We start from the raw sequence: 25,088 nt of genomic DNA on the forward strand, positions 1-25,088 counted from the left end.
GGCGCGTCCGTGGTCCGTTGGCCCGGCACGCAGGACCGGGAGGACGGGATGGACACAGTCGCAGAGACCACGACGGCAGAAAGGCCCGGCACCGCCCCCGCGCGGGCGCTGGCGGAGCGGATGGAAGCCGGGCTGATCGGCCATCGCGCGCTGGTCGAACGGCTGATGATCGCGCTGCTGACCGGCGGGCACGTGCTGATCGAAGGTGCGCCGGGGCTGGCCAAGACGCGCTCGGTGCGGCGGCTCGCGGACGGGATCGAGGGGAGCTTCGCCCGCATCCAGTGCACGCCGGACCTGATGCCCTCTGACGTGACCGGCACGCAGATCTACCGCCAGGACAGCGGCCGGATGGAGTTCCTGCCCGGCCCGGTCTTCCACAACCTCGTGCTGGTGGACGAGATCAACCGCGCCCCGCCCAAGGTCCAATCCGCGCTGCTCGAGGCGATGGGCGAAGGCCAGGTGACATCCGGCGGTACCACGCGGCGCCTGCCGGACCCGTTCATGGTGGTGGCCACACAGAACCCGCTGGAGCAGGAAGGCACCTTTCCCCTGCCCGAGGCGCAGCTCGACCGGTTCCTGATGCACATCCTGCTCGAATTGCCCGGCGAAGAGGACGAGATGGCGATCCTCGACCTGGTCGAAGGCGAGCTGCGCGCCCATGCGGGCCGCGACGCGCCGATGCTGGACCACGCGGCGCTGGCGGCGATGCAGGAAGAGGTGTTGCAGGTGCACCTGTCGCCTGCCCTGCGGCGCTACATCGTGGCGCTGGTGATGGCCACGCGGCGGCCAGCGGAGGGGCTCGACGTGACATCCCGCATCCGCCATGCCGTCAGCCCGCGCGGCACGCTGGCGCTGGCCTCCGCCGTCCGCGCGCGGGCCTGGCTGCACGGGCGCGATTTCGCCGTGCCCGAGGATGCGGCGGCGCTGGCGCCGGATGTGCTCTGCCACCGCATGGCGCCGACATGGCGGGCGCAGGCGGCGGGCGACACGGCGCGGACGATCTTTGCCGAGGTGCTGACGGCGGTGGTGCCGCTGTGACCCTGCCCGCCGCCTCCGGCGCCGAGGTGTCGCTCGACCGGCTGGTCGCGCTGGCCGGACTGGTGCGGCCCGAGACGACGGCGGGCCTGTCGCACGGTCTTTCGGGCGGGCTTTCGGGTCCGAAACGCGGCGACGGCGCCGATCTCTTCGACCTGCGGCCCTATCAGGACGGCGACGACCTGCGGCGCATCGACCCCGCCGCCACCGCGCGCAGCGGGCGACCGCAGGTGCGCAGCCGGCACGAGGACGTGGAGCGCACGCTTCTCCTGGTCGCGGATTTCCGCAGCCCGATGCTTTGGGGCACGCGCGGGCGGTTTCGGTCGGTCGCCGCCGCCGAGGCGCTGGCGCTCGCCGGCTGGCGCGCGGTCCTCGCGGGCGGGCGCGTCGGTCTGGTGGTCCTGCGCGACGCGGATCTGGACGTGATCGCCCCGCAGCCGCGCGAGGCCGCGATGCTGCGCATCGCGGGCGCGCTGGCGCAGCACCATGCGGAGGCGCTGGCCGCCGCCGCCGACGGGCACGACACGCTGGCGCCCCTTCTCGACGCGGTCTCCGCCCGCGCCGCGCCGGGCGTGTCGATCTGCCTTGCCACCGGGTTGGACGATCCGGGCCCGGACCTGGGCACGGCGGCGGCGGCCTTGATGCGCAAGTGCCCGCTCGAGGTGCTGCTGGTGCAGGACGCGGTGGAAACCGAAGTGCCGCGCGGCCGCTTTGCTGCCCGGATCGGGGCGGGCTTCCGGCGCGGGCGGTTCGGACCGTCGCCCTCCGCCGACATACTGACGCGGCACGATATCCCGTTCCGACTGCTCCGCGCGGACCTGCCCGTCGAGGATCAGTCAGAGGATCGCGCGGCATGACCCCGGAAGAGCTGGTCGCCAGCCTCGCCCCGGTGCGGGTGCCGGAAAGCTTCGCGCGCTTCGGCCTTCAGGACGCATTTGCCGCAGTGGCGCTCGGACTGGTGGCGGGGCTGCTGCTATCAGCGGTGCTGCGGGTGGTGACGCGGCGCAGGCCGCGGCGGGCCGAGACCGCGCGGCAGGCCATCGCGGCATTGGCCACCTGCAACCCGCAAAGCCGCCTGACCGGCCTCGCGGCGCTGCTGCGGGATTATGGCGGCACCGCGCCGCCAAAGCTGGACGCGGCGCTTTACGATCCCGCGGTGCGGTTCGATCCGGCCCCATTGGAAACCGCGATCCTCAAGGCCGCACGGAGCCGCGCGCAATGAGTTTCGCCGCGCCCTGGCTCGCGCTGCTGCTGCCCCTGCCCCTCCTGCTGCTGGCGCTGCTGCCCGCGCGGTCGCAACGCGCCGGCGCGGTGGCCCTGCCCCCTGCCATCGCCGCGGGTTTCGTCGCCGCAGAGAGCACCCCGGCCCGCCGCCATGGCACCGGCATCCTGCTGTTCGTCGCCTGGGCCGCGCTGGTCGCGGGGCTGACGGGCCCCCGGCAGGAACGGGTGCTGGACGTGGTCCCGGCCTCAGGCCGCGACATCGTGCTGGCGCTGGACCTTTCAGGGTCGATGGAACGCGAGGATTTCGACCTCGACGGCGCGCAGGTGTCGCGCCTTGCCGCGGTGCAGGCGGTGGGCGCGGGCTTTGTCCGGGGCCGCACCGGCGACCGGGTGGGTCTCGTGGTCTTTGGCGATCGGGCCTACGTGGCGGCGGCGCTCACCCATGACGTCGCCGCCGCCGCGAGGGTGATCGAGACGGCGCAGATCGGCGTGTCGGGCAAGTCCACCGCCATCGCGGACGGGCTGGGGCTTGCGATCCGGCGGCTGCGCGACCGCGAGGCGGAGAGCCGGGTGATCATCCTGCTGTCGGACGGGCAGGACACCACCGGCGCCGTCGACCCCGTCGCCGCAGCGGCCACGGCGCAGAGCCTGGGCATCCGCATATATACCATCGCGCTCGGCCCCGCGGACCTCGAGACCACGCCCGACGCCCGCGACGCCGTGGACAGCGAAACCCTGCGCGAAATCGCAGAGGCCTCGGGCGGCGAAACCTTCCGCGTGCGCACCACCGAAGACCTCGCCGCCGTCACCGCCGCCATCGACCGGCTGGAGCCGAGCCTTGCCGACGCGCCGCCGGTCCGGGCCTGGCAGGTCTACTGGCCTTGGTGCGCCGGCAGCGCGCTGGCGTGCCTGTTCGCGGCCCTGGCGCTGCATGGACGCGAGGCCACATGACCGGCGGCGATCTCATCCTGATGCGGCCGCTCTGGCTGATCGGCATTCCGGCAGCGCTTCTGCTTGGGGCGTTGGCGGCGCGAACTGCGCACGGGCTGGCCGCCTGGCAACGGATCACCGACCCGGCATTGCTGGCGGCGCTGCGCGCTCGTGGCCACGTCACCGAACCCGGTCGCGACGCCACCCCGTGGCTGCTGGCGCTGGCGGCGGCGCTGGTCGCGGCGGGCCTTTCCGGCCCGGCCACCCGCGACGGCGACGCGCCGGTGCTGCGCAACCTCGACGCGGTGATGATCCTGCTCGACCTCTCGCCCTCGGTCACCGAAGGCGGCGGGCTCGACGATGCGCAGGCGGCGGTGTCGCGGCTGATCGACACCCACGGCACCCGGCCGGTGGCGCTGGCGGTCTACACGTCCGAAAGCTTTCTGGTGAGCGTGCCCACCGAGGACCCCGCCGCCCTGCAGACCGTTGTCGCCGTCTCGGATGCGCAGACCATGCCGCTGGGCGGCAGCCGTCCCGACCGCGCGCTGACGATGGCGTGGCAGGTGCTGTCGGACGCCGCGGCGGCGCAGCCGGACGTGGTGCTGGTCTCGGATGGCGGCGGCGTCGGCCCCGAGGCGCTGGACCTCGCCCGGCAGATGGCGGCGGAGGGGCTGCGCGTTTCGACCGTCTTCGTCGCTCCGGAGGCCGCGCCCTACGGCATGCCGCCTGCCACGCCCGAGGCGCTGGAGGGTCTGGCCCGTGCGGGCGGCGGGATCACGACCGCCGCGACGGACCTGTCCGGCCTCGAGGCATTCTTGGACGAACGGCGCGGCGACGGGGCCGCCGACCCGGCGCTGCGCAACCTGCGCTACGCGGATCACGGCCCGTGGCTGCTGGCCCTGGCGCTGCTGCCGCTGGCCCTGCTCTTCCGCCGCCGGAGGCCCGCATGACCCGGCGTACGCTCATCCTTTTGGCCGCCGCGCTGATCTGCGGCGCATTGGCCGGACCCGAGGCCTGGGCCAAGCTGATCTGGCGCGCCGGGGCACCTCAGCTCGCCCTGCCGCTGATCCGCGACGAAGCCGCCCGGGGGGCCGCGCTCTACCAGGCGGGGCGCTATGCCGAGGCCGATGCCGCCTTTGCCGCCGTGGGCCGCAGCGCCACCTACAACCGCGGCCTGACGCTGGCCGCGACCGGCGACCATGCGCTGTCGGTCGCCTATTTCGACGCGGTGCTCTTTGCCGACCAGTACGACGCCGATGCCCGCCACAACCGCGACACGGTGGCGGCGCTGGTCGAGCCGGTGATCGGCGAGGCGATGGGCCATGGCCGGATCGAGACGATCCTGACACAGTCCGGCGTGGAAACCGCCGCGTTCGACCCCGACGACCCGGCGCAGCCGATCCAGGCCGCCGAGCGTGACCCAAACCGCCGCAGCCTCAAGAAATCCGTCACCGGCGAACGCACCGCCGCCGCCGACCTTGGCTGGCTCGACACGCTGGCCGACGCACCCGGCGCTTACCTGCAAAGCCGCCTGGCCGCCGAACTGGAACGCCGCCGCCGCGATGGCGAGGCCTTTCTCGAGGAGCAGGACCGATGGTGAGGCTGATCCTGATGCTGGTGCTGCTGGCCGCGCCGGTCCTTGCGCAGGACCGCGGCACGCTGCAGCTGGAGCTGGTGCTCGACCCGCGCGAGGCCGCCCCGATCGAAGGCGAGATGATCCTCGCCACGATCCGCGGCATCTATCGCGAGACCATCACCAACGAAGAGCTGAAACTGCGCGACATGACAGATTTCGACTGGACCCGGCTGGGCCAGGACGCCTGGACCGACGAGCGCATCGACGGCCGCATGGCCAAGGTGTTCGAACGCCGCATCGCGCTTTACCCCAAGCGTGCAGGCACTTTGGAGGTTCTGCCCATCGCGCACGAGTTGCAGATTATCAGCATCGACGGCGTGCGCTCCACCGTGCTGGTGCGCTCCGATCCGGTGCGCCTCGAGGTGCAGGCAAAGCCCGAGGGCGCCGGCGATGACTGGTTCCCGGTGCGCGCGCTGGAGATCTCGGACAGCTGGGATGTCGATGCCGCAAGGCTGGTGGACGGCCAGAGCGTCGAACGCCGCGTGGTGCTGCGCGCGCTGGGGGCGACGCCCGAGATGATGCCGCCGCAGCCCGCCCTGCGCGAGCCGTGGCTGATCACCTTCACCCCGCCCGAAGAGCGCGATTTCCAGGTCACACCACAGGGGCCGGTCACGACGCTGACCTGGCGCTGGACGCTGCGGCCGATCACCGGCGAACCGGGCGTGCTGCCCGCCGTCACGATCCCCTATTTCGACACCGCCGCGCGCACGGCCCGCACCGTCACCCTGCCCGCCGCCCCCATCGGCTATGCCAGCTTTGCCGACAACGCCGCGCGTGGCTGGCGCAAGGATCTGGGCGTTGGCTGGCCGCACCTGATGACCGGCGCGGCCGTCTGCCTGCTGGTGCTGGCGCTGGCGCTTCGGGACCGCGGGCTGCCGACACATCTGCGGGACAGGTTGGAAAGGCGGCGCATGCTGCGGCGGCTCCGGCGGTATGCGCGCGCGGGCGACGCCGAAGGCTTCCGTCTGCTGGCGGCGCGACTGCTGAATGGCGCAGGCCCGCACGCGGACCTGCGCGATATGCCGGTACTCGCGACACTCGACCGCGCGCTCTTTGGTCACGCCCGGACTGCGCCGCCGCCGCTTGGCGCGCTTTACGGGCAGGTCAAACGCGAAAAGGCGGCGTGCCTTCGGAATACCGCGCCCGATGGCCGAGCCACGGGCCGGCCTGTCACTCCGCCGCCTTCGCCTGTTTCGCCTGGCGCACCTTCCGGAACCGTTCGATGGCCGCGCAGAGATGCGAGGTGATCGCGGACCGGGCCCAATCCGGATTGCGTGACCGCAGGGCGTTCACGATCTCCGTGTGCTGGCGGATGCTTTCGTAGGCGTCCTGATCGGAATAGATGAAGAAGCCGCCGCTCACGAGCGGATAGTCCAGCAGGTTGGTGCCGAACATCCGGAGCCGGGCGCTGCCGCAGGCGTCGTAGAGGACCATGTGAAAATCCAGGTTCGCCGTCTGGATTTCCTCGCGGAACTGCTTGGGTTTCTGGTCCACGGCAGCCGCGATCCGGGCGTTCAGCGCGTCCATCCGGTCCAGCTGTTCATAGGTGATGTTGCGGGCCGCCCAGGCCGCGGCCTGGCCTTCCGCCAGAACCCGCAGCTCGAAGATTTCCTCGGTGTCGCTGTCGCGCCATTCGCTGACGATGGCACCGCGGTTCGGCGCGGCCTCGAGCAGACCTTCGGTGACCAGCCGCTGGATCGCGGCGCGCACCGGGGTCCGGCTGATGCCGAACTCCGACGCCACGTGTTCTTCCCTGAGCTTGAAACCGGGATCGTAATGCCCGGCGATCAGGCGCCGCCGCAACTCCGTGTGCAAATCGTCGCTGACACTCATCGGGACACCTCTTTAGTCGCTCTCCTTCGGCGCGTCCGAAGTCCCGCCCCGGCGCCAGTTTACTTTCGGGAGCCACGGCGACGCAAGCGCCACAAGGGCCAGCAGCGCCAGGACGATCGAGATCGGGCTTTGCAGCAGGTAGGCGAAATTGTCCTGCGAGATCAGCAGGGAGCGGCGCAGGTTTTCCTCGGAAATCGGCCCCAGGATCACGGCCAGAACCGCCGGAGCCCTAGGGATAGCCATCTTCTCCATGGCAAAGCCGACCAGGCCGAAGGCCAGCATCAGGATCACCTCGAAGACGCTGTTGTGTATCGCGTAGACGCCCACGACCGTCAGCGCCAGGATGATCGGCCCCAAGAGCTGGCGCGGCACGCGCAGCACGTTGACATAGGCCCTGGCGCCGAGCTTGCCGATCACGAACATCAGCCCCGAGGTGACGAGCATGGTCAGCATGAACCCGTAGGTGATGTCCGCATTGCCGCGGAACAGGTCCGGCCCCGGCCGCAAGCCATGCACCAGCAGCGCCCCCAGGATCACCGCGGCCACGGCGTTGCCCGGGATGCCGAGCGTCAGCGCCGGGATCAGCGTGGCGCCGGTGTCGGCGTTGTTGGCGCATTCGGGTGCGGCCAGCCCCGCCGGTTCGCCCTTGCCCCAGTTGTCCTTGTTGCGCGAATACCGGCGCTCTTCCTGCCAGGCCAGCAGCGCGGCGATGTTGCCGCCGAGGGCCGGGATCAGGCCGACGGTCAGGCCGATGGCAGAGGCGCGGATCCATGTGGGGACAAGGCTGGACCAGCGAAAGCCCTTGGCCGCTTCGCCCAGGTCGACGTCCCCCGCTTGGATCGCGTTCTTGCCGAGCAGCAGGTCGATGGCCGGGGGGATGGCGTAGAGGCCGGTGAGCAGAACGACGATATGGATGCCCGACAGGAATTCGACCGTGCCGAAGGTAAAGCGTTCGTTGCCGCTGATTCCGTCAATGCCGACGATGCCGATGCAGAGGCCGAAACAGGCCGACAGGATGCCCTTGGCCGGGTTCCCCGCGAGCATGATCGCGATCGTGGTCATGCCGAAGACCGCGAGCCAGAAATAGTCGGCCGGGCCGAAGGTCAGCGCGACCAGCGCCAGCGGCGGCGCCACGAGCAGCAGGACAACCGCGCTCACGGCGCTGCCGATGGACGAGGACACCAGCGAGATGTCCAGCGCCTGCCGCGCCTTGCCCTGCTTGGCCATTTCGTGCCCGTCGAAGACGGTGGCGACCCCGGCGGGCGTTCCGGGGATACGCAGCAGGATCGCCGGGATCGAGCCGCCGTACATGGACCCGTTGTAGATCCCGGCGATCATGCCCAGGGCCACCAGCGGCTCCATGGTGAAGGTCAGCGGGATCAGGACCGCGATGCCCATGGTCGCCGAGAGACCCGGCAGGGCGCCGACCGCGATCCCGACGGCGGTGCCGACGATCATCGCCAGGATCACATAGGGGTCGAGCAGGCCCGGCGCCGCGTTCACGATGTTGAGAAAGGTGTCCATGGCTCAGACTCCGAACAGCGACAACAGGGCTTCCTCGGGCAAGCGGGACGCGCAGCAGGAGCCGGAAGACGGCATAAAGGACCAGGGTAAAGCTCAGCGTGGTCAGCAGGATGACTTTCGTTTCGCGGTAGCCCAGCATCCAGGCGACGGCGGGCACCATGATCACCGTCGAGGCGAAGAACCCCAGCCAGACGAGCCCCGCGACATAAACCGCGCCCACGGCGAGGATCAGCGCGAAGCGCGACAGGTCAGCGCCCGTCGCCTCCAGCCGCTCTGCCCGGCCGGCGGCCAGGATGCGTGTCGACTGGAGCGCTCAGAAGCAGCACATCACGAACCCGATGCCGGAGGCGGCGGCGGGCATGTAGGCGGAGCGGCCGCTGTAGCCGATGCCCTGCAGAAACACGACCGCGAATAACACGGCGAAAACTCCGGCGGCGGCCAGTTCGATTGTGCTGCGGTTCATGGGTCTCCTCCCGAAGCCGGCAAAATTGGACTGCGCCCCCCGGACCGAGCCGGGGACCGCAGGATGTCAGATCACTGCACCCAGGGGTTCTCGTCCCAGATCTGCTGCAGGTTCTCGCCGAGCGAACCCAGGTAGTCCTGGAAACCCGCAGCGTCGCGATAGGCCAGCGGCAGTTTCTGATTCTCCGCCGCCTCGAGGAATTCCGGGTCCTCGATGGTCTTCGCGATGGCGTCCTGAAGGGCGTTCAACGCCTCTTCGGGAATGCCCGCCGGGGCGCCGATGCCACGGTCGGAGCCCATGACCACCTCGTAGCCCTGTTCGGCAAAGGTCGGTACGTCCGGCGCGCCGTCCCAACGCTCTTCGTCCATCTGCCCCAGCGACACCAGTTCGCCCTGGTTCACCAGGTCGATGGCTTCGCTGATGTTCATGGCTGCCATGGTGATATGCCCGCCCAGAACCGCGGCGCGGACATCCGCGGCACCGGGGAACGGAACGTGGGTCATCTCGATCCCGGCGATGCGCGAGAATTGCAGCGCCGCCAGGTGATCGTCGCCGCCGGTGCCAGACGTGCCATAGGTCACCGCGCCCGGGTTTTCCTTGGCATAGGCCACCAGTTCGTCGAGCGACGTGAACTCCGACCCGGGCCGGACGTTGAATGCGCCGGGATCATAGACGACGTTCGACACCGCCTGGATATCCTCCATCGTGTAGCGCGTGTCGCGGGAGATCGGGATGGTAAGGATGTTGGGCGTGTTGATGAACACGATCGTGTAGCCGTCGGGGTCGGCGCGGGCGAGGTCGGTAAAGCCGATCTCGCCGCCTGCACCGGGCTTGTTGACCACCACGACCGACGCATCGTTGCCGAGGTATTTCTCGATGAAGGGCGCTAGCGTGCGCGCGGCGGTGTCGGTTCCGCCGCCGGCCGAATAGGCGACGATCATCTCGATCGGCCGTTCCGGATACTCGCCGAATGCCGCGGATGCCGTCAGCGTCGCAAGGCTCGCGGCCATCGCGATCTTCAGGGTCTTTTCATGGGTTCCTCCCGTTCAACGTTTTCGGTTGCCGCCAGGGCTTGCCTCGGAGCGACTGTATTTCGGATACAATAGTTACGGCTTTCTGCCCATGAGATCAGCAACTCATAAAATAACATATTCTATTATATTGTTTTTGTGAGATATTAATACGGCAATCCAGCAAGATCGTCCATCTTGTTGTTTTTTGATTATCTTTTTGTCTCTGGATTGTACTCTTGTCCCGCCACTGGAGGGGCAGGATCGTGAGCGTCACAGAATCCACACAAGACATCGTGCTGATCGGTTTCGGAGAGGTCGGACGCGCCTTCGGGGTGCAGATCGAAAGCACGGGGATCACTTCCCGCTACGTCGATCCGGTGGCGCACGGCACCCACGGAAGCCGCAACGTCAGCGCCGCGCTGCCGTCGCCGATGCAGTCGGGCACGCTGGTGCTGGGCGCGGTGCCCTCGGCCGCGGCGACGGCGGTGGCCCGCGACCTGGCGACACGAGACGAATCGATCCTCTACGTGGACCTGACCTCTTCTCCGCAGGGGCTGATGCGCGACTGCGCCGCGCTCTTCGACACGCGCCCGTCCGATTTCGTCGACGGCGCCATCATGGGCTCCGTCGATCTGTCGGGCTCGGGCGCGCCCGTGCTTCTTTCGGGTCCGGCGGCGGACCGGGCCTGTGCCGCGCTTTCCACGCTCGGCTTCTCGGCCAAGGCGCTGCCCGCGTCGCAGGCGGGGGATGCCTGCGGCGTCAAGCTGCTGCGCACCCTGATGACAAAGGGCATCGAGGCGCTGGCCGTCGAATGTTTCGCAGCCGCCCGGGGCATGGGTCTCGAAGAGGAGTTGCGCGCCAACCTGTCGGACATCGGCGCCCGGCCGTTTCCCAGCCTCCTCGATGCCATGGTGCGGACGCACATGATCCACGCCCCGCGCCGCCAGCACGAAGTCGAGGCGGCGATCGGTCAGGCCCGGTCGCTGGGCCTGAAGACGCCGGTCACCGACGCGGTGCTGGTCGCCTACCGGCAAACCGCCCGGCGCATCGACAGCGAACGGCCCCCGGCCCCCGGCTCGGTCGCCGAGGCCGTGTCCTGGCTCGCCGGATCGCTGAGATGACCGCACGTCCGACGATCCATTTGCTGGAGCACATCCATCCCGACGCCCGCGCCCTGCTGGCGCAGGAGGCGGAGGTGCTGTCCGAGGACGTCCCCTTCCCCTCTGCCTGCGACGCGGTGATCGTCCGGGCGCGCAGGATCGCCGCCGAGGATATCGCGGCCTGCCCGAACCTGAAGGTCATCGGCAAACACGGCGCGGGCCTGGACGCCATCGGCACCGACGCCGCCGCGCAACGGGGCATCGCCGTGCTTTCGACGCCGGGCGCCAATGCCGAGTCGGTCGCCGACCTCGCGGTCGGGTTCGCCCTGGCCCTGCTGCGCAACATCCACGCCATATCCCTTGCGACGAAAGCCGGCGGTCGGCTGTCCGCCGATCAGACGCAGGGATACGAGCTGAGCGAGCTTCGGATCGGGATTTTCGGCATCGGCGCCACCGGGCGCGCGACGGCCCGCCGGCTGATCGACGGGTTCGGAGCCAAGGTCCATGCCTTCGATCCCGGCATCCCCGAGGACAGCTGGCCGCCGGAAATCGCGCGGGCCGCGACGCTTCCCGACCTGCTGGAACGCACGCAAATGCTGTTCCTGCATGCGCCGCTGCTGCCGTCGACCCGGGGCTGCATCGACGCCGCGGCGCTGCGGTCGATGCCCAGGGGGGCCTTTCTCGTGAATTGCGCGCGCGGCGGCATCGTCGACGAGGCGGCACTGGCAGAGGCGCTCGCCTCCGGCCAGATCGCCGGGGCCGCGTCGGACGTCTTCGCGCAGGAACCGCCCTCTCCGGACAACCCGCTGTTCGCATCGCTCGGTTTCCTCGCCACGCCGCATATCGGCGGCGCAACCACTGGCGCGCTGCGCCGGGTGGGCCTGTCCATCGTACGCCAGGTTCTGGACCGGCTTCGCAGCGGCGGGACTCCGGCGCACCCAATCCAACCCAAGACCATCGAGGAGATTTGAAGTGACCATCGGTTTTTCCATCCGCACCCGCAGCCGAAAGGTGGCGGCCGCGCTTGTCGAGCGGTTCGCGAAATTGCCCGTCGCGAACATCTCGGATTCGATGAGCCGGATGAGCGCCGCCGGCCCGCGCCTGCGCCCCTATCATGCGCAGGGCACGGTCCTGGCCGGGCCTGCACTCACTGTCCGGACGCGTCCCGGCGATAACCTGCTGGTGCACAAGGCCATCGACATGGCCGAAGCGGGGGACGTGATCGTCGTCGATGCGGGCGGCGACCTGACCAATTCTATCATGGGCGAGATCATGGTCTACCTCGCACAGGAAAAAGGCGTTGCCGGGTTCGTCATCGACGGCGCGATCCGCGATGCCGACGAAATCCGGGAGTCCGGCATCGGCATGTTCGCTGCCGGTGTCACCCATCGCGGCCCCTACAAGGATGGGCCGGGCGAAATCAACGCGCCCGTTTCGATCGACGCCATGGTGATCCATCCCGGAGACCTGATCGTCGGCGATTGCGACGGACTGGTCTGCGTGCCGCTTGACGCCGCCGCCGCCATCCTCGATGCCGCCGAAGCCAAGCAACGCGCCGAAGTCACCGAAATCGCCGCCATCCGCGACGGCAACGTCGACCGGTCCTGGGTCGACAAGCTGCTCGAAACCCGCGGTGTCGCCTACATCGACTGAACGTCTTCATAAGGGAGGAAACCACATGAAACGCACATCCATCACATCGGCGGTCCTGGGGATGGCCGTCGCCATCGCCCTGCCGGCGCTGGCCCGCGCCGAGGTCACCGAAGACCAGCTGAGCGCGCTGGCGGCGGACCTGCCCGACTAGACGCAGGTCAACGTCCTGGCCATCGCCTCCAGCACCTCGGAATGGAGCGCCTTCGAGGTGCCGTTCTGGACCGAGGTCGTGCCGCGCCTCAGCGACGGCAAGATCAAGGTCAAGCTAAGCTCGATCACCGAACTGGGCGTGCCCGGATCGCAGATGATCAAGCTTGTCCGGTCGGGAGTCTACGATGTCGCGGATACCGTGGCGTCCTACGCGGGCGAGGATATCAAGGTGCTGGATGCGCTGGATATTTCCGGCGTGTCGCCGACCATCGAGGACATCCGCGAGACCACCGCCGCCTTCATGCCGGTGATCCAGAAGACGCTCAGGGAAAAGGCCGGGACCGAGGTCCTGGCCAGCTGGCCGACGACGGGGCTGGTGTTCTGGTGCCAGTCCGAAGTCACCAAGCTCTCGGACCTGCAAGGCAAGACCGTGCGCGTGTTCAACGGCGTGCTGGCCGACTTCGTCTCGGGCCTCGGCGGATCGCCGGTGTCCATGCCGTTTGCGGAAATGGCCCGGCCCTGCAGCGCGGCGTGATCGACTGCGGCATCACCGGCACCGCCAGCGGCAATATCGCCAAGCTGCCCGAGGTGACAAGCCATTTCTACGCGCTGAATTCCGGCTGGGCGCCGCAGCTGCGCATCGTCAATGCCAAGTGGTTCGCGCAACAACCCTCCGAGGTGCAGGAATGGCTGACCCTCGCCAGCGCATATTTCGAGCAGGAGATGGCCTGGCCGACCCAGATCCACAACCACAAGATGGGTCTGGCCTGCACCGCCTGCGAAGAGAGCTGCGAGACCGAGGGCGGCTTTACGGTCTACGACTCGACCGTGACCTATCCGACCGAGGCGGAGCTGGAGACGGTCCAGGCCAGCGTGCAAAGCCACGTGCTGCCCAACGTCGCGGCCAATTGCGGCGACGCCTGCGTGGCCGACTGGAACGACACGGTGGGTCAGCTTGTCGGGATCACCATGTCCCAATAAGACCTCTCACGGGCGCCCCGGTCCCGCGCGGACCGGGGCGCCAGTTTCCTTGCAGATGGTCGAAACCATGTCCCACTTGCCGCACATGAAGAACCTGCAAAAGCTCATCGTCTATCCGGCGCGACTGGGAGGCTATGGCCTGCTGGCCGTGGCCGCGATGATCTGCGTCGACACGGTCACGCGCAAGGTCCTGAAGGTCTCGATCGTCGGATCGACCGAGATCTCCGGCTTCGCCTTTGCCTTCGCCACCGGCGTGGCCATGGCCCTTGCGGTCCTGTCCGCCGCCCATATCCGCGTCGACGTGGTCCAGCGGCTGCTGCCGCAGACACTGGCCGCGCTGCTGAACGTTCTGGCCGCGGCGGCCCTCTTTGCGATTGCCGCGGTCCTCATCTGGAACGAATGGCTGCAATTGCACGAGGCGCTGGAATTCGGGGCGACCTCGACCTTGCTCGACATCCCGCTGTGGATCCCGCATGCGCTGTTTCTGTTCGGACTGATCCTTTTCGCGGTTGCCGCCTTTGCGGTGCTGATCGCCCAGCTGCGCGGCTCTACGGCCGACGCCGCCCCTCTGGCGGCCGATCCGGACAATCCCTTCGACATTCCCGACGATGTCCGCTGACATCCCGCAGGAGGACCACCCATGCAATTGCTAGGCTTCACGTTCAGCCTGTTCGCGCTGATCGTCACCAGCATGCCGATCGGCGCGATCCTGATCCTGATGGGCATCATCATGAGCCTGTTCTGGCTGCCCGTCGACATCTTCGGCGTGATCGGCATCACCACGTGGGAAACCGCCACGAACGACCTGCTGATCGCGATTCCGCTCTTCATCATGATGGGCGAGATCATGCTGCACAGCGGCAGCGCCGCGTCGATGTACCGGGCGCTGCTGCCCTGGCTGAACCGGCTGCCGGGCAGCCTGATGCACACCAACATCGCCGCCTGTTCGATGTTCGCGGCGACCTCCGGATCGAGCGTCGCCACCGCCGCCACGGTCGGCACGATCGCCCTGCCCGAGATCGAGAAGCGCGGCTTCAACGAACGGCTGTTCCTCGGCACCCTCGCCGCGGGCGGCACGCCGGGCACGCTGATCCCGCCGTCGATCAACATGATCATCTAAGGCGCGATCACCAAGACCTCGATCCCGGCCCTGTACCTTGCGGGTTTCGTGCCCGGGCTGCTGCTGGCGCTGGTCTTCATGGCGACGATCGCGCTGCTGTGCACGTTCCGACCGGCCTGGGGCGGCGAGACGTTCGAGGCCACCTGGGAGGACCGCGTGACGGGCCTGCCCGACCTGCTGCCGGTGTTCTTCATCTTCCTCGTCGTCGTCGGGTCGATCTACGCGGGCATCGCCACGCCCACCGAAGCCTCGGCCCTGGGGATCATCGCCTCGCTGCTGCTCAGCGCCTGGAACCGGAGCCTGTCCGTCGCCATGCTGAACCGCGCCGTCGACGGCACGATGCGGTCCGCGGGCATGATCATGTTCGTTCTGATCGGGGCCTATTACCTGAACTTCGCCCTCGGGATTTCCGGCTTCGTCGACCAGATCAATGGGTTCATCACCTCCCTGCCGCTACCGCCGGTGGCGATCCTGACGGTGATCATCGTGATCTACCTGCTTCTCGGCTGCGTGCTGGACGGGATTTCGATGATCGTCCTGACGGTGCCGGTCACGGCGCTCGCGGTTGTCGAACTGGGCTACGATCCGGTGTGGTTCGGCATCATCATCATGCTGGTGATCGAAGCCGGCATGATCACCCCTCCCATCGGCATCAACTGCTACGTGGTGCAGGGCATTCGCAAGGGCGGGTCGCTCAATGACGTCTTCATCGGAATCCTGCCATTCCTGGTGTCGATCCTCGTGGTCATCGCGTTGATGGTGGCTTTTCCCGAGATTGCCCTCTGGCTGCCCGGACTGTTCGAATGACCGCGGCCCCGGAGCGGACCGAGACACCGCCGGTCTGGGTCTGCCACTTTCACATCCTCGACAGTGCCGCGCCGGTGGCCGCCACGGCCACCCTGCCCAACCACACGGCAAGCCCGGCGCAATACCGGCAGGTCGCACGGGACTTCGGCCTGATCAATGGCGTGATCGCGCAGCCGTCGATCTACGGCACCGACAACGGCGTCACGCTGCACGCGCTTGAGCAACTGGGCGGCCATTACCGGGCGATCGGCGTCGTCTCTCCCGACTGCGACCGCGCCGAATTGGAACGGTTCCACCACCTTGGCATGCGCGGCGTCCGGTTCAACCAGGTGCAGGCGGGCGCGACAGAGACGCGGGACATCCCGCGCCTGGCGGAACGGATCGCCGACCTGGGCTGGCATATCCAGCTGCATATCGCCGCCGACGCGCTCGAACCGCGTGTGCCGATGCTGCGCGCCCTCCCGGTTCGGGTGGTGCTCGATCATATCGGGCGCTGTTCCCACGGATCGCCCGGCAACGTCCGGACGCTCATCGACCTTTACGAGAGCGAAAACACTTGGGTCAAGCTCTCGGGACCCTACCACGAACGCGACCCGGACGGCTCCTGGCACCACAGCCTTTCGGTGGCGCGTACGCTTGTTGCCACCGATCCGTCCCGGCTGGTCTGGGGCAGCGACTGGCGGCATGTGACGGAAGTCGACAAGCCGCGGTTCGACGGGCTTTTCCGCTTTGTCCAGGAGGCCGCGAAGGACGACGCCGCCCTGTCCCGCATCTTCAGCCGGAACCCCGCTCAGCTCTACGCCTGAGACGCGCCGGCCCGTGCTTCCAGAACTTTTGCACGGCGAAAAAACCGCGTCAGCACGCGGTGACGGTTCGCAATCTGGTACCCGCGGCCGGGCTCGAACCGGCACGGCCTTTCGGCCTGGGGATTTTAAGTCCCCTGTGTCTACCATTCCACCACGCGGGCCAGCGTCGCGGACCATACAGGCCCGCCCGCGCGTGTAAAGCGGTCGACTAAAGCTCCTGTCCCGGCGGCTCCTCGAGAAGGTGCCGTTCCCCGAGCCACGGATTGAGGGCAACGGCTGCCCGCAGCACCTTCTGCGCCTCGTCGTCGCGGCCGAGCCCCATCAACGTCAGCGCCTTGCCGGTCAAAGCCGGAACGTGGTTTGGCGTCAAATCAAGCGCGGCGTCGAGATCCGGCAGGGCGGCGGCATAATCCTCGGCGATGAAGTTGACAAAGGCGCGCTGGTTGTAGCCTTCGGCGTAATCCGGGCAATAGTCCACCAGCCGATCGAAGGCGTTGCGCGCGCCCAGAAGGTCATAGCTGCCCCGCGCCCGCATTCCCTTGTCCAGAAGCTCTTGCGCCGCTTCGTCCGGGGCCTCTGTGAGAAGGGCCCAGATTTCGTTCGACAGGCCCTGCGCCGCCATTTCATTGGGCGCCTCCCGGATCTTCGCCAACAGCGCGTCGATGGCGTCGGAATGGTCGGGAGCCGCCGGACAGTCGGCCAGGGCGGAGGTCCCGAAGAGGCAGAAAACGGCGATCAGGGCGTGTTTCATGACCCAAGTAGCCTCTCGCAGTCCGCCTCGGTCAAGTCACATCGGCGAGACCGTCCTCCTTGACCGCCTGCATCGCCACGTAGGTCGAGGTGTTGGACATATAGGGCAAAGTCGAGATACGCTCGGCCAGGACAGCCCGGTAACTGCGCATGTCGCTGGTGCGCACCTTGAGGAGGTAATCGAAGTTGCCGGCGATCAGATGCGCCTGTTCGATCTCGGGAATGCGGGCCACGGCGGCGTTGAAGGCCGCCAGCGCCTCTTCGCGGGTGTCGGTCAGCCGCACCTCGACAAAGGCCACGTGGTCGAGGCCCAGCCGGATGGGATCGAGGATCGCCCGGTAGCCACGGATCGCGCCCTGCTCCTCCAGCCGCCGCAAACGCGCCTGCGTGGGAGATTTGGAAAGTCCGATGCGCTTGGCAAGATCGGTGATCGATATACGTCCTTCCTCGGCCAGGGTGGTGAGAATCGCCTGGTCGAAGCGATCAAGTCCCAGCGTTTCGTCTTGCATCGCAGAACCCTCTTTTTTCGGTCGTTTTCACCGGCAAAAGCCAGACCTTCAGTCGAAACGACTTTGGAGTACACGTTAAGCTACCTCATCATCCCGGAGGATACCATGCCTAGAGACATCGCATCAGACCTGCGCGCCCGCATTGACGCGCTGACCTACGCCAACGAGGCCGAAACGCTGGACGCGCTGCGCAACGCCGCCGAACTGAGCGCCGAAGAGCGCAAGCGGATGAGCGCCCGCGCGGAAGAGCTGGTCAAGGGCATACGCGGTCATGCAAAGCCCGGGCTGATGGAGATTTTCCTCGCCGAATACGGCCTCTCGACCGAAGAAGGCATCGCGCTGATGTGCCTGGCCGAAGCGCTGCTGCGCGTGCCGGACGCCGAAACCATCGACGCGCTGATCGAGGACAAGATCGCGCCGTCGGATTGGGGCAAGCACATGGGCCATTCGACATCGCCACTGGTCAATGCCTCGACCTGGGCGCTGCTGCTGACCGGCAAGGTGCTGAAGAAAGACAAGCTGGGGCCCGTGGGGCACCTGCGCAGCGCCGTCAAACGGCTGGGCGAACCGGTGATCCGCACCGCCGTCGCCCGCGCGATGAAGGAGATGGGGTCGCAGTTCGTTCTGGGCGAAACCATCGAGGCGGCGATGAAACGCGCCGCCAACATGGAGAAGAAGGGCTACACCTACAGCTACGACATGCTGGGCGAAGCGGCGCGGACCGAATCCGACGCCCGCCGCTACCATCTGAGCTACTCGCGGGCCATCAACGCCATCTCTGCCGCCGCGAAATCCGAGGATATCCGCGACAACCCGGGCATCTCGGTCAAGCTCTCCGCGCTGCATCCGCGCTACGAGGACACCCAGCGCGAGCTGGTGATGGATTACGTGGTGCCGCGCCTGCGCACGCTTTGCCAGCTGGCGCGCTCTGCCGGGATTGGCCTCAACATCGACGCGGAAGAGGCCGACCGCTTGTCGATCTCGCTCGACGTGATCGAGGCGGTGCTGTCGGAACCGTCGCTGCGCGGCTGGGACGGCTTCGGAGTCGTCGTGCAGGCCTATGGCAAGCGCGCCGCCCCGACGCTCGACTGGCTCTATGACCTTGCCACGCGGCACGACCGCAAGATCATGGTGCGGCTGGTCAAGGGCGCCTACTGGGACACCGAGATCAAGCGCGCGCAGGTCATGGGGCTCGACGGCTTCCCGGTCTTCACCTCCAAGGCCGCGACCGACATCAGCTACATCGCCAATGCGAAAAAGCTGCTCGGCATGACCGACCGCATCTATCCGCAGTTCGCCACTCACAACGCACACACGGCGGCCGCGATCCTGGAAATGGGCGGCGACCCGGCCAAGTACGAATTCCAGCGCCTGCACGGCATGGGCGAGGCGCTGCATGATATCATCATGCGCAAGGAAGGCACCCGCTGCCGCATCTACGCCCCCGTGGGCGCGCATCGCGACCTGCTGGCTTACCTCGTCCGGCGTCTGCTGGAGAACGGCGCGAACTCGTCCTTCGTCAACCAGATCGTCGACGAGGACGTGCCGCCCGAGGTCGTGGCCGCCGATCCGTTCAACGAGGTCAAGGACACCAAGCTGCCCACCGGGCCGGACCTTTTCAAGCCGGAGCGCGTGAACTCCAAGGGCTGGGACATCCGCCACCGCCCGACGCTCAAGGCCATCGAGGAGGCGCGCGCGCCCTTCGAGCGGCACCAGTGGATCGGCGCGCCGCTGACGGCTTTCGAGGCGCCCCTGGGCGACACCCAGCCGGTGCCGAACCCGGCGCGGCCCCTGGACACGGTGGGCCAGATCAGCTGGGCCACGCCCGACACGGTCGCCGCCGCCTGCGACGCGGCAGCGCCATGGGACGCCGATCCGGCCACACGCGCGAAGATCTTGGAGAAGGCCGCCGACCTTTACGAGGAAAACTACGGCGAACTTTTCGCGCTGCTGGCGCGCGAAGCGGGCAAGTCGCTTCTGGATGCGATTGCCGAGGTGCGCGAGGCGGTGGACTTCCTGCGCTACTACGCCAAGCGCGCCGAAGGCGAACCGCCGGTCGGCGTCTTTGCCTGCATCAGCCCGTGGAACTTCCCGCTGGCCATCTTTACCGGGCAGCTGTCCGCAGCGCTTGCCGCGGGCAACGCGGTGCTGGCGAAACCGGCCGAGCAGACGCCGCTGATCGCGCATCGCGCGGCAGAGCTGCTGCACGAGGCCGGTGTGCCGAAAACCGCGCTGCAACTGCTGCCGGGCGCCGGTGACGTCGGTGCGGCGCTCACCTCGAACCCGAAAGTGGGCGGCGTGGCCTTTACCGGCTCCACCGACACGGCGCAGATCATCCACAAGTCGATGGCCAAGAACCTGGCCCCCGGCGCGCCCTTCATCGCCGAAACCGGCGGGCTGAACGCGATGATTGTCGATTCCACCGCCCTGCCCGAGCAGGCGATCGTCGCCATCGTCGAATCCGCCTTCCAGTCGGCGGGCCAACGCTGCTCGGCGCTGCGCTGCCTCTATGTGCAGGAAGACATCGCGCCGCATTTCATCAAGATGCTGACCGGGGCCATGGACGCGCTGCAAATCGGCCGTCCGTGGGAGATCACCACCGACGTGGGCCCGGTCATCGACGCGGAGGCCAAGGCAGGCATTGCCGCGCATGTCGACGCCGCCGAGGAAGAGGGCCGCGTGATCAAGACCACGCCGACGCCCGACTCGGGACACTTCGTGGCACCCACCCTGATCAAGGTGGGAGGGATCGAGGACCTGGAGCGCGAGATCTTCGGACCGGTGCTGCACATCGCCACCTTCAAGGCCGACAAGATCGACAAGGTGATCGACGCGATCAACGCCACCGGCTACGGGCTGACCTTCGGCCTGCAGACCCGGATCGACGACCGCGTGCAGCATGTCTCGACCCGCATCCACGCCGGCAACATCTACGTGAACCGCAACCAGATCGGCGCCATCGTCGGCAGCCAGCCCTTTGGCGGCGAAGGCCTTTCGGGCACCGGTCCCAAGGCGGGCGGCCCCGACTACGTCAACCGCTTCCGTCGCCACGAGGCGCAATCGGTGAGCGATGGCTGGGACATGGACGACAGCGCCGACCGGCTGAAAAAGGCGCTGAAGGGCGTGAAGCCGTCGACGACGCCGGAAAGCACCGAATTGCCGGGGCCGACGGGCGAATCGAACGTGCTTTCCACCCTGCCCCGCCTGCCGGTGCTGTGCCTTGGCCCGACCAAGGCCGCGGCAGAGGCGCAGGCCAAGGCGGTGCGCGACCTGGACGGCGACGCGGTCACCGCGACGGGCACCGTCGATCCGGAGACACTGACCAAGCTCGACGGATTTTCCGGGGCGATCTGGTGGGGCGATGCCGACACGGCGCGCGCCTATCGCGCCGCGCTGGCCAACCGCAAGGGCCCGATCCTGCCGCTCATCACCGGCGCGCCGGACCGCGGCCACGCGAGGATGGAGCGGCATGTCTGCGTCGACACCACCGCCGCGGGCGGCAACGCGAAACTGCTCGCGGGCACGTCCTGAACGACAATTGCGGCGGGGTGTCTTGACGCCCCGCCGTTTTCCGCCACTGTCGGCGCATGTTTCCGATCCGCGACCACAACCCGTCGGGCCGTACGCCTTACGTCACCTATGCGCTGCTCGCGGCGAATATCGTGGTCTTTCTCAGCTATTACGACCTCTTTAGCGACGACCGCGCGCTCTGGGCCTTCTACTACGACTGGGCGCTGATCCCGGCGCGGATCAGTTCCGGCGACGGGTTGGTGGGCATCGTCACCTCGATGTTCCTGCACGGCGGGATCATGCACCTTCTGGGCAACATGCTGTTCCTGTTCATCTTCGGCGACAATGTCGAGGACGAGATGGGGCACCTGGGTTTTGCCGTCTTCTACCTTGTCTGCGGAATCGCCGCCGGGATGGCGCAGTACGTGACCGAGCCGTTGTCGCAGATCCCCACGGTCGGCGCCTCGGGAGCCATCGCCGGGGTGATGGGCGCCTATCTGCTGCTGTTCCCCAAGGCCAAGGTCGATATCCTCATCATCTTCGTGGTGTTCTTCAAGGTCTTCCCGATTCCCGCCTGGATCATGCTCTGCGTCTGGTTCGCCATGCAGCTTTTCGGCGGCGTCGGCGCCGCGGCGGGTGAAGGCGGCGTCGCCTACTGGGCGCATGCGGGCGGCTTTGCCATCGGGGCGCTGCTGGCGCTGCCGCTCTGGCTGCGGCTGGGCGGCACGCGGTTCTGGGATCGCACCGAAGGCCATCCGCCGCATCCCGAGGCCAAGTACACCCTCAGCCGTAGCCGCATCCCCACCGTCCGGAGACGCCGATGACCGAGCCCGTGACCGTCACCTGCCATTGCGGCGCGGTGGAATTGCGCGTCACCCTGTCGGAAGGGCTGGAGACGGCGCGGCGCTGCGACTGTTCGTTCTGCCGCAGGCGCGCGGCACCGATGGTGAGCGCGCCACTCGAGGCTTTGGAGGTGGTGCGCGGCGCGGACAAGTTGACCGTGTACCAGTTCGGCACCCGCACCGCGGTGCACCATTTCTGCTCGGTCTGCGGCATCTACACCCACCACCGGCGCAGGTCGGACCCCAACGAATACGGCGTCAACATGGGCGCCATCGACGGCGTGAACCCGCGGGAGTTCGAACCGATCCACTGGAACGACGGGGTGAACCATCCGTCGGACCGCTGATCGCGCGTGCCGGGTCGCGCCTGCGGCGCGAGCGAGAGGCCAGCCTCTCGCGCTCTCCGAGGGTTATTGAAAACCGAAGAAGGAGGACGCGCGGGATCAGACCTTGCGGATGATCCCGGCGAAATGGTCGAAGAGCGCACCGTTGGCGCAGAGCACGGTACCGTCCTCCAGCGGGTTCTGGGTTTCACGTACCCCCTGCACCAGCGCACCCGCCTCCGAAGCGATGAGCAGCCCGGCGGCGATATCCCAGATCTTGAGCTCACGCTCCCAGTAGCCGTCGTAGCGCCCTGCCGCGACATAGGCGAGGTCGAGCGCGGCAGAGCCGTAGCGGCGCACGCCGGCGCATTCCGGCATGAGCTTGGCCAGGTCCTTGAGTGTCGCGGGCAGCGTGTGCTTGGCGGCGAAGGGCACGCCGGTGGCGAAGATCGCCTCGATCATCCGGGTCCGGCCCGAGACGCGCATGCGCTTGGAATCGTTGAGCCAGGCGCCGCTGCCCTTTTCGGCATAGAACATCTCGTCCTTGGCGGGATCGAAGACGACGCCGGCGACGATCTGGCCCTTGTGTTCCAGCGCGATCGAGATCGCCCAGTGCGGCAGGCCGTGCAGGAAATTGGTGGTGCCGTCCAGCGGATCGACGATCCAGCGGCGGGTCGGGTCCTGGCCATCGGTTTCGCCCGATTCCTCGGCCAGCCAGCCGTAGGTGGGCCGCGCGCCCATCAGCTCCTCGCGCAGGATCTTTTCGGCGGCGAGATCGGCGCGGCTGACGAAGTCGCCGGCACCTTTCATCGACACCTGGAGGTTCTCGACCTCGCGGAAGTCCTTGACCAGAGACCGGCCCGCCTTGCGCGCCGCCTTGATCATGATGTTGAGATTTGCGCTGCCCTGCATGTGCCCGGCCCCTTGAACGTGATCAGGCCGCGCGTATACGCGGCCCGGCCCCGGTTGCCAAGGGTGCGCGGCTCAGCGGTAGACCACGCCCTTTTCCCCCGCGGGGGCATAGGCGCGCGGGGCATGGTAAACGTGGCTCTTGGCCTTGTGCACGCGCTTGTGGCCGCCGGCGCGGTTCACGTAGGGGCCGGCGTTGGGTTCGCCACAGCAGATCACGCCGCCCATGGTCACAGGCTGCAGCCCGGCGGGGCAGTAATTCGCCGCCGTCGGATAGGAATGCATCAGCACGTTGGAATTGGGATTGTGCGTGGCGTCGCCCTTGTAGGCGTCGTCCCAGGCCAGCGCCGCACCGGCGCCGCAGCACAGAACGGCCGCCGCCGCGATGGTCTTGATGAATGCCATGATGTCCCCCTTATGAACACATTCGAAATCTATCCTGCCCAAAGCGTACCAGCACCGGGAAATTAGTCAAATTATTCAGGCAGAAACGCAGTGTTTATAGGCCGAGGGGCCCGAGCGGCACGAGATGTTACAGGTCGCGGCGTCATATGCGCCAACTCCGGGGCGTGCGCCGGGGACCGCCTGCAGCGGGGCGGTCGCGGCGCGCCCTGCCCGACTTGGGTTTTCAAGCATGGAATCAGGGACTTCGGCGCCTGTCCTTGAGCGATCCGACAGATGACGCCCGCCACACGGCGGCTCAACTCCGGGTGACGCGGGCTGGGGCGATGCGCGGTTTCGGGTCATCTTGGGGTCAGTCGATGCTTTTCACAGGAGCCCGCCATGCCACTGACCCGCCGCCACGTCCTGCTCTCGGCCCTTGCCGCCCCCGCCGTCCTGACCCTGTCGCGCCCCGCCTCGGCGCGCGAACCGGAGGTCTTCCAGTCCGCCGGTGTCGCCATCAACGGCACCGATCCGGTCGCCTATTTCAGCGGAAACGGCCCTGTGCCCGGCAGCGCCGATCACGCCGTGACGTGGTTGGGGGCCACCTGGCACTTTACCGCGCGCGCCAACCGCGAGGCGTTCGAACGCGACCCGATGCGCCATGCGCCGGTCTTCGGCGGCTATTGCGCCTATGCCGCGTCGCGCGGCTATCTCGCACCGACGCAGCCCGAAGCCTGGACCGTCCACGAGGGGCGGCTCTACCTCAACGCCAACCTGCGCGCGCGTGAGCTGTGGCTGCAGGACATCCCCGGGAACATCGCCAAGGGCCAGGCGAACTGGCCTGGCATCCTGGGCTGAACCCGGCACGTGAAGACGCCCGGCCCCTTTGCGGGGACCGGGCGCTTTTTTCAAGCCTGAAGAGTGGCTTAGAAGCGGTAGTTGACCATGATATTGGCGGTCGTTGCATCCGCTTCGAGATCGTCGATCTCGAAATCCTGGAACTTGTGATAGACCAGTTCCGTACCGACGGTCACGTTGTCGGTGATGAAGCTTTCCGCGCCGACACCGACGAAGTAGCCGTTCGAATCGCCGACAGACACGGCGTCGTCCTCGGTAAAGGCCTTGGCGTAGCCGGCGGTGCCGTAGAACAGGTTGCCCTGGTAGTCGTAGCCGCCACGGACGCCGGCGCGGAGCACGCTGTCCACGGTGGCAGCGCCGTCGAGGTCGATGTCGGTCTCGTCGTACTGCAGACCGCCACCCAGCACGTAGTCGCCGAAGTCGTAGTCGTAATAGGCGCGCAGACCGTAAAGGCCGTCACCGCCGTCGAGGTCGGGGCTATCCGTATCCACCTTGCCGTAACCGAACTGGCCACCCAGCGAGAAGCCGGTGAAGTCGCGGTCGCGGATCGGCGCTACCGGGGTCACGGCGGGGGCCATCGGCGCCGGTTCGGCTTCGACCATGGTGGGACCTGCGGCGAAGGCGGGAACGGTTGCGATGCTGCCCAGCATGGCGGTGAGTGCGAGTGTGCGTTTCATGTATGTCGCTCCATTTTTCATTTTCATTTCCGGCAGTTCGGCGCCGGTGAC

The 25,088-nt window shown here is 67.8% G+C and carries 28 protein-coding genes, 1 tRNA gene and 2 pseudogenes; 20 read left to right on the forward strand and 11 right to left on the reverse strand.

Annotated elements, in window-relative coordinates; genetic code table 11:
• The first annotated feature begins 48 nt into the window (after positions 1–48).
• The 7 genes from DU478_RS13100 to DU478_RS13130 are packed head-to-tail and all read left to right on the forward strand — an operon-like array spanning position 49 to position 6,072.
• The gene (locus DU478_RS13100; protein WP_114511412.1) at positions 49–1,038 is read left to right on the forward strand and encodes an AAA family ATPase; all 990 of its coding nucleotides are present in this window, start codon (positions 49–51) and stop codon (positions 1,036–1,038) included.
• Entirely contained in the window at positions 1,035–1,892 is an 858-nt protein-coding gene (locus tag DU478_RS13105; RefSeq protein ID WP_114511413.1) for a DUF58 domain-containing protein, read from the forward strand. The genes DU478_RS13100 and DU478_RS13105 overlap by 4 nt, the downstream gene beginning before the upstream one ends.
• Positions 1,889–2,257: a hypothetical protein gene (locus DU478_RS13110; protein ID WP_114511414.1), complete on the forward strand. Its 369-nt coding sequence runs from the start codon at positions 1,889–1,891 to the stop codon at positions 2,255–2,257. The genes DU478_RS13105 and DU478_RS13110 overlap by 4 nt, the downstream gene beginning before the upstream one ends.
• A complete protein-coding gene (locus DU478_RS13115; protein ID WP_114511415.1) occupies positions 2,254–3,210 on the forward strand; it encodes a VWA domain-containing protein in 957 nt (318 codons plus the stop codon). Before DU478_RS13110 ends, DU478_RS13115 begins: the two co-directional genes overlap by 4 nt.
• Positions 3,207–4,139 (forward strand): vWA domain-containing protein, encoded by a 933-nt coding sequence (locus DU478_RS13120; RefSeq protein WP_114511416.1) that lies wholly within the window; start codon positions 3,207–3,209, stop codon positions 4,137–4,139. Before DU478_RS13115 ends, DU478_RS13120 begins: the two co-directional genes overlap by 4 nt.
• Positions 4,136–4,789 (forward strand): hypothetical protein, encoded by a 654-nt coding sequence (locus DU478_RS13125; RefSeq protein WP_114511417.1) that lies wholly within the window; start codon positions 4,136–4,138, stop codon positions 4,787–4,789. The genes DU478_RS13120 and DU478_RS13125 overlap by 4 nt, the downstream gene beginning before the upstream one ends.
• Positions 4,783–6,072 carry a BatD family protein gene (locus tag DU478_RS13130; protein WP_114511418.1) on the forward strand — a complete coding sequence of 430 codons (1,290 nt, stop codon included), beginning with the start codon at positions 4,783–4,785 and terminating at the stop codon, positions 6,070–6,072. The genes DU478_RS13125 and DU478_RS13130 overlap by 7 nt, the downstream gene beginning before the upstream one ends.
• Here DU478_RS13130 and DU478_RS13135 read toward each other — a convergent pair.
• The 5 genes and pseudogenes from DU478_RS13135 to DU478_RS13150 all read right to left on the reverse strand — a co-directional run bounded on the left by DU478_RS13135 (position 5,996) and on the right by DU478_RS13150 (position 9,655).
• On the reverse strand, positions 5,996–6,658 hold the full coding sequence (locus DU478_RS13135; protein ID WP_114511419.1) for a GntR family transcriptional regulator: 663 nt from the start codon (positions 6,656–6,658) through the stop codon (positions 5,996–5,998). The genes DU478_RS13130 and DU478_RS13135 overlap by 77 nt on opposite strands.
• A 12-nt stretch (positions 6,659–6,670) precedes the next feature.
• The gene (locus tag DU478_RS13140) at positions 6,671–8,182 is read right to left on the reverse strand and encodes a tripartite tricarboxylate transporter permease (RefSeq protein WP_114511420.1); all 1,512 of its coding nucleotides are present in this window, start codon (positions 8,180–8,182) and stop codon (positions 6,671–6,673) included.
• Positions 8,183–8,234: 52 nt separating this feature from the next.
• Positions 8,235–8,477: pseudogene (locus DU478_RS23715) on the reverse strand (tripartite tricarboxylate transporter TctB family protein); the annotation flags it as partial.
• An 18-nt stretch (positions 8,478–8,495) separates the two neighbouring features.
• Positions 8,496–8,645, reverse strand: a complete 150-nt coding sequence (locus DU478_RS22905) for a hypothetical protein (RefSeq protein WP_158545776.1) — start codon at positions 8,643–8,645, stop codon at positions 8,496–8,498.
• A gap of 71 nt (positions 8,646–8,716) precedes the next feature.
• Positions 8,717–9,655, reverse strand: coding sequence for a tripartite tricarboxylate transporter substrate binding protein (locus DU478_RS13150; RefSeq protein WP_114511421.1), 939 nt, complete (start codon positions 9,653–9,655; stop codon positions 8,717–8,719).
• A 266-nt stretch (positions 9,656–9,921) separates the two neighbouring features.
• Here DU478_RS13150 and DU478_RS13155 point away from each other — a divergent pair, with 266 nt between their 5' ends.
• The 9 genes and pseudogenes from DU478_RS13155 (at position 9,922) to DU478_RS13190 (ending at position 16,275) form a co-directional block, all read left to right on the forward strand.
• Positions 9,922–10,779, forward strand: a complete 858-nt coding sequence (locus DU478_RS13155) for a DUF1932 domain-containing protein (protein ID WP_114511422.1) — start codon at positions 9,922–9,924, stop codon at positions 10,777–10,779.
• Positions 10,776–11,729, forward strand: coding sequence for an NAD(P)-dependent oxidoreductase (locus DU478_RS13160; RefSeq protein ID WP_114511423.1), 954 nt, complete (start codon positions 10,776–10,778; stop codon positions 11,727–11,729). Before DU478_RS13155 ends, DU478_RS13160 begins: the two co-directional genes overlap by 4 nt.
• 1 nt (position 11,730) lies before the next feature.
• The gene (locus DU478_RS13165; protein WP_114511424.1) at positions 11,731–12,411 is read left to right on the forward strand and encodes an RraA family protein; all 681 of its coding nucleotides are present in this window, start codon (positions 11,731–11,733) and stop codon (positions 12,409–12,411) included.
• Positions 12,412–12,436: 25 nt separating this feature from the next.
• Positions 12,437–12,562, forward strand: coding sequence for a hypothetical protein (locus DU478_RS23565; protein WP_267897108.1), 126 nt, complete (start codon positions 12,437–12,439; stop codon positions 12,560–12,562).
• A 57-nt stretch (positions 12,563–12,619) separates the two neighbouring features.
• Positions 12,620–13,096 carry a type 2 periplasmic-binding domain-containing protein gene (locus DU478_RS23570; RefSeq protein ID WP_158545777.1) on the forward strand — a complete coding sequence of 159 codons (477 nt, stop codon included), beginning with the start codon at positions 12,620–12,622 and terminating at the stop codon, positions 13,094–13,096.
• Positions 13,093–13,542, forward strand: a complete 450-nt coding sequence (locus DU478_RS23575; protein WP_158545778.1) for a type 2 periplasmic-binding domain-containing protein — start codon at positions 13,093–13,095, stop codon at positions 13,540–13,542. Before DU478_RS23570 ends, DU478_RS23575 begins: the two co-directional genes overlap by 4 nt.
• 67 nt (positions 13,543–13,609) lie before the next feature.
• Positions 13,610–14,161 carry a TRAP transporter small permease gene (locus tag DU478_RS13180; protein WP_158545779.1) on the forward strand — a complete coding sequence of 184 codons (552 nt, stop codon included), beginning with the start codon at positions 13,610–13,612 and terminating at the stop codon, positions 14,159–14,161.
• A gap of 21 nt (positions 14,162–14,182) precedes the next feature.
• Positions 14,183–15,469 (forward strand): annotated as a pseudogene (locus tag DU478_RS13185) (TRAP transporter large permease).
• Positions 15,466–16,275 carry an amidohydrolase family protein gene (locus DU478_RS13190; RefSeq protein ID WP_114511428.1) on the forward strand — a complete coding sequence of 270 codons (810 nt, stop codon included), beginning with the start codon at positions 15,466–15,468 and terminating at the stop codon, positions 16,273–16,275. Before DU478_RS13185 ends, DU478_RS13190 begins: the two are co-directional and overlap by 4 nt.
• Positions 16,276–16,350: 75 nt before the next feature.
• Here DU478_RS13190 and DU478_RS13195 read toward each other — a convergent pair.
• From DU478_RS13195 to DU478_RS13205, 3 genes are all read right to left on the reverse strand, one after another.
• A tRNA-Leu gene (locus DU478_RS13195) sits at positions 16,351–16,436 on the reverse strand.
• Between the two features lie 47 nt (positions 16,437–16,483).
• Positions 16,484–17,026, reverse strand: a complete 543-nt coding sequence (locus DU478_RS13200; protein WP_114511429.1) for a tetratricopeptide repeat protein — start codon at positions 17,024–17,026, stop codon at positions 16,484–16,486.
• 31 nt (positions 17,027–17,057) lie between these two features.
• Complete coding sequence (locus DU478_RS13205) at positions 17,058–17,534, reverse strand: Lrp/AsnC family transcriptional regulator (protein ID WP_114511430.1); 477 nt, start codon at positions 17,532–17,534, stop codon at positions 17,058–17,060.
• A gap of 105 nt (positions 17,535–17,639) precedes the next feature.
• On the opposite strand from DU478_RS13205, the gene putA reads away from it, so the two are divergent.
• The 3 genes from putA to DU478_RS13220 are packed head-to-tail and all read left to right on the forward strand — an operon-like array spanning position 17,640 to position 22,233.
• Positions 17,640–21,065, forward strand: a complete 3,426-nt coding sequence (putA, locus tag DU478_RS13210) for a bifunctional proline dehydrogenase/L-glutamate gamma-semialdehyde dehydrogenase PutA (RefSeq protein ID WP_114511431.1) — start codon at positions 17,640–17,642, stop codon at positions 21,063–21,065.
• A gap of 56 nt (positions 21,066–21,121) precedes the next feature.
• Complete coding sequence (locus DU478_RS13215) at positions 21,122–21,868, forward strand: rhomboid family intramembrane serine protease (protein ID WP_114511432.1); 747 nt, start codon at positions 21,122–21,124, stop codon at positions 21,866–21,868.
• Positions 21,865–22,233, forward strand: a complete 369-nt coding sequence (locus DU478_RS13220) for a GFA family protein (protein WP_114511433.1) — start codon at positions 21,865–21,867, stop codon at positions 22,231–22,233. The genes DU478_RS13215 and DU478_RS13220 overlap by 4 nt, the downstream gene beginning before the upstream one ends.
• Positions 22,234–22,329: 96 nt before the next feature.
• Here DU478_RS13220 and DU478_RS13225 read toward each other — a convergent pair whose 3' ends face one another.
• Positions 22,330–23,121 (reverse strand): inositol monophosphatase family protein, encoded by a 792-nt coding sequence (locus DU478_RS13225; protein WP_114511434.1) that lies wholly within the window; start codon positions 23,119–23,121, stop codon positions 22,330–22,332.
• 72 nt (positions 23,122–23,193) lie between these two features.
• Complete coding sequence (locus tag DU478_RS13230) at positions 23,194–23,523, reverse strand: hypothetical protein (RefSeq protein ID WP_114511435.1); 330 nt, start codon at positions 23,521–23,523, stop codon at positions 23,194–23,196.
• 378 nt (positions 23,524–23,901) lie between these two features.
• Between DU478_RS13230 and DU478_RS13235 the strand changes: the two genes are divergently transcribed.
• A complete protein-coding gene (locus DU478_RS13235; protein ID WP_114511436.1) occupies positions 23,902–24,360 on the forward strand; it encodes a YHS domain-containing (seleno)protein in 459 nt (152 codons plus the stop codon).
• Positions 24,361–24,428: 68 nt separating this feature from the next.
• On the opposite strand, the gene DU478_RS13240 is transcribed toward DU478_RS13235, so the two are convergent.
• Complete coding sequence (locus DU478_RS13240) at positions 24,429–25,037, reverse strand: outer membrane protein (RefSeq protein ID WP_114511437.1); 609 nt, start codon at positions 25,035–25,037, stop codon at positions 24,429–24,431.
• Positions 25,038–25,088 lie beyond the last annotated feature (51 nt).

The sequence above is a fragment of the Thalassococcus profundi genome, from assembly GCF_003344785.1.
GTDB classification, from domain to species: Bacteria; Pseudomonadota; Alphaproteobacteria; order Rhodobacterales; family Rhodobacteraceae; genus Puniceibacterium; species Puniceibacterium profundi.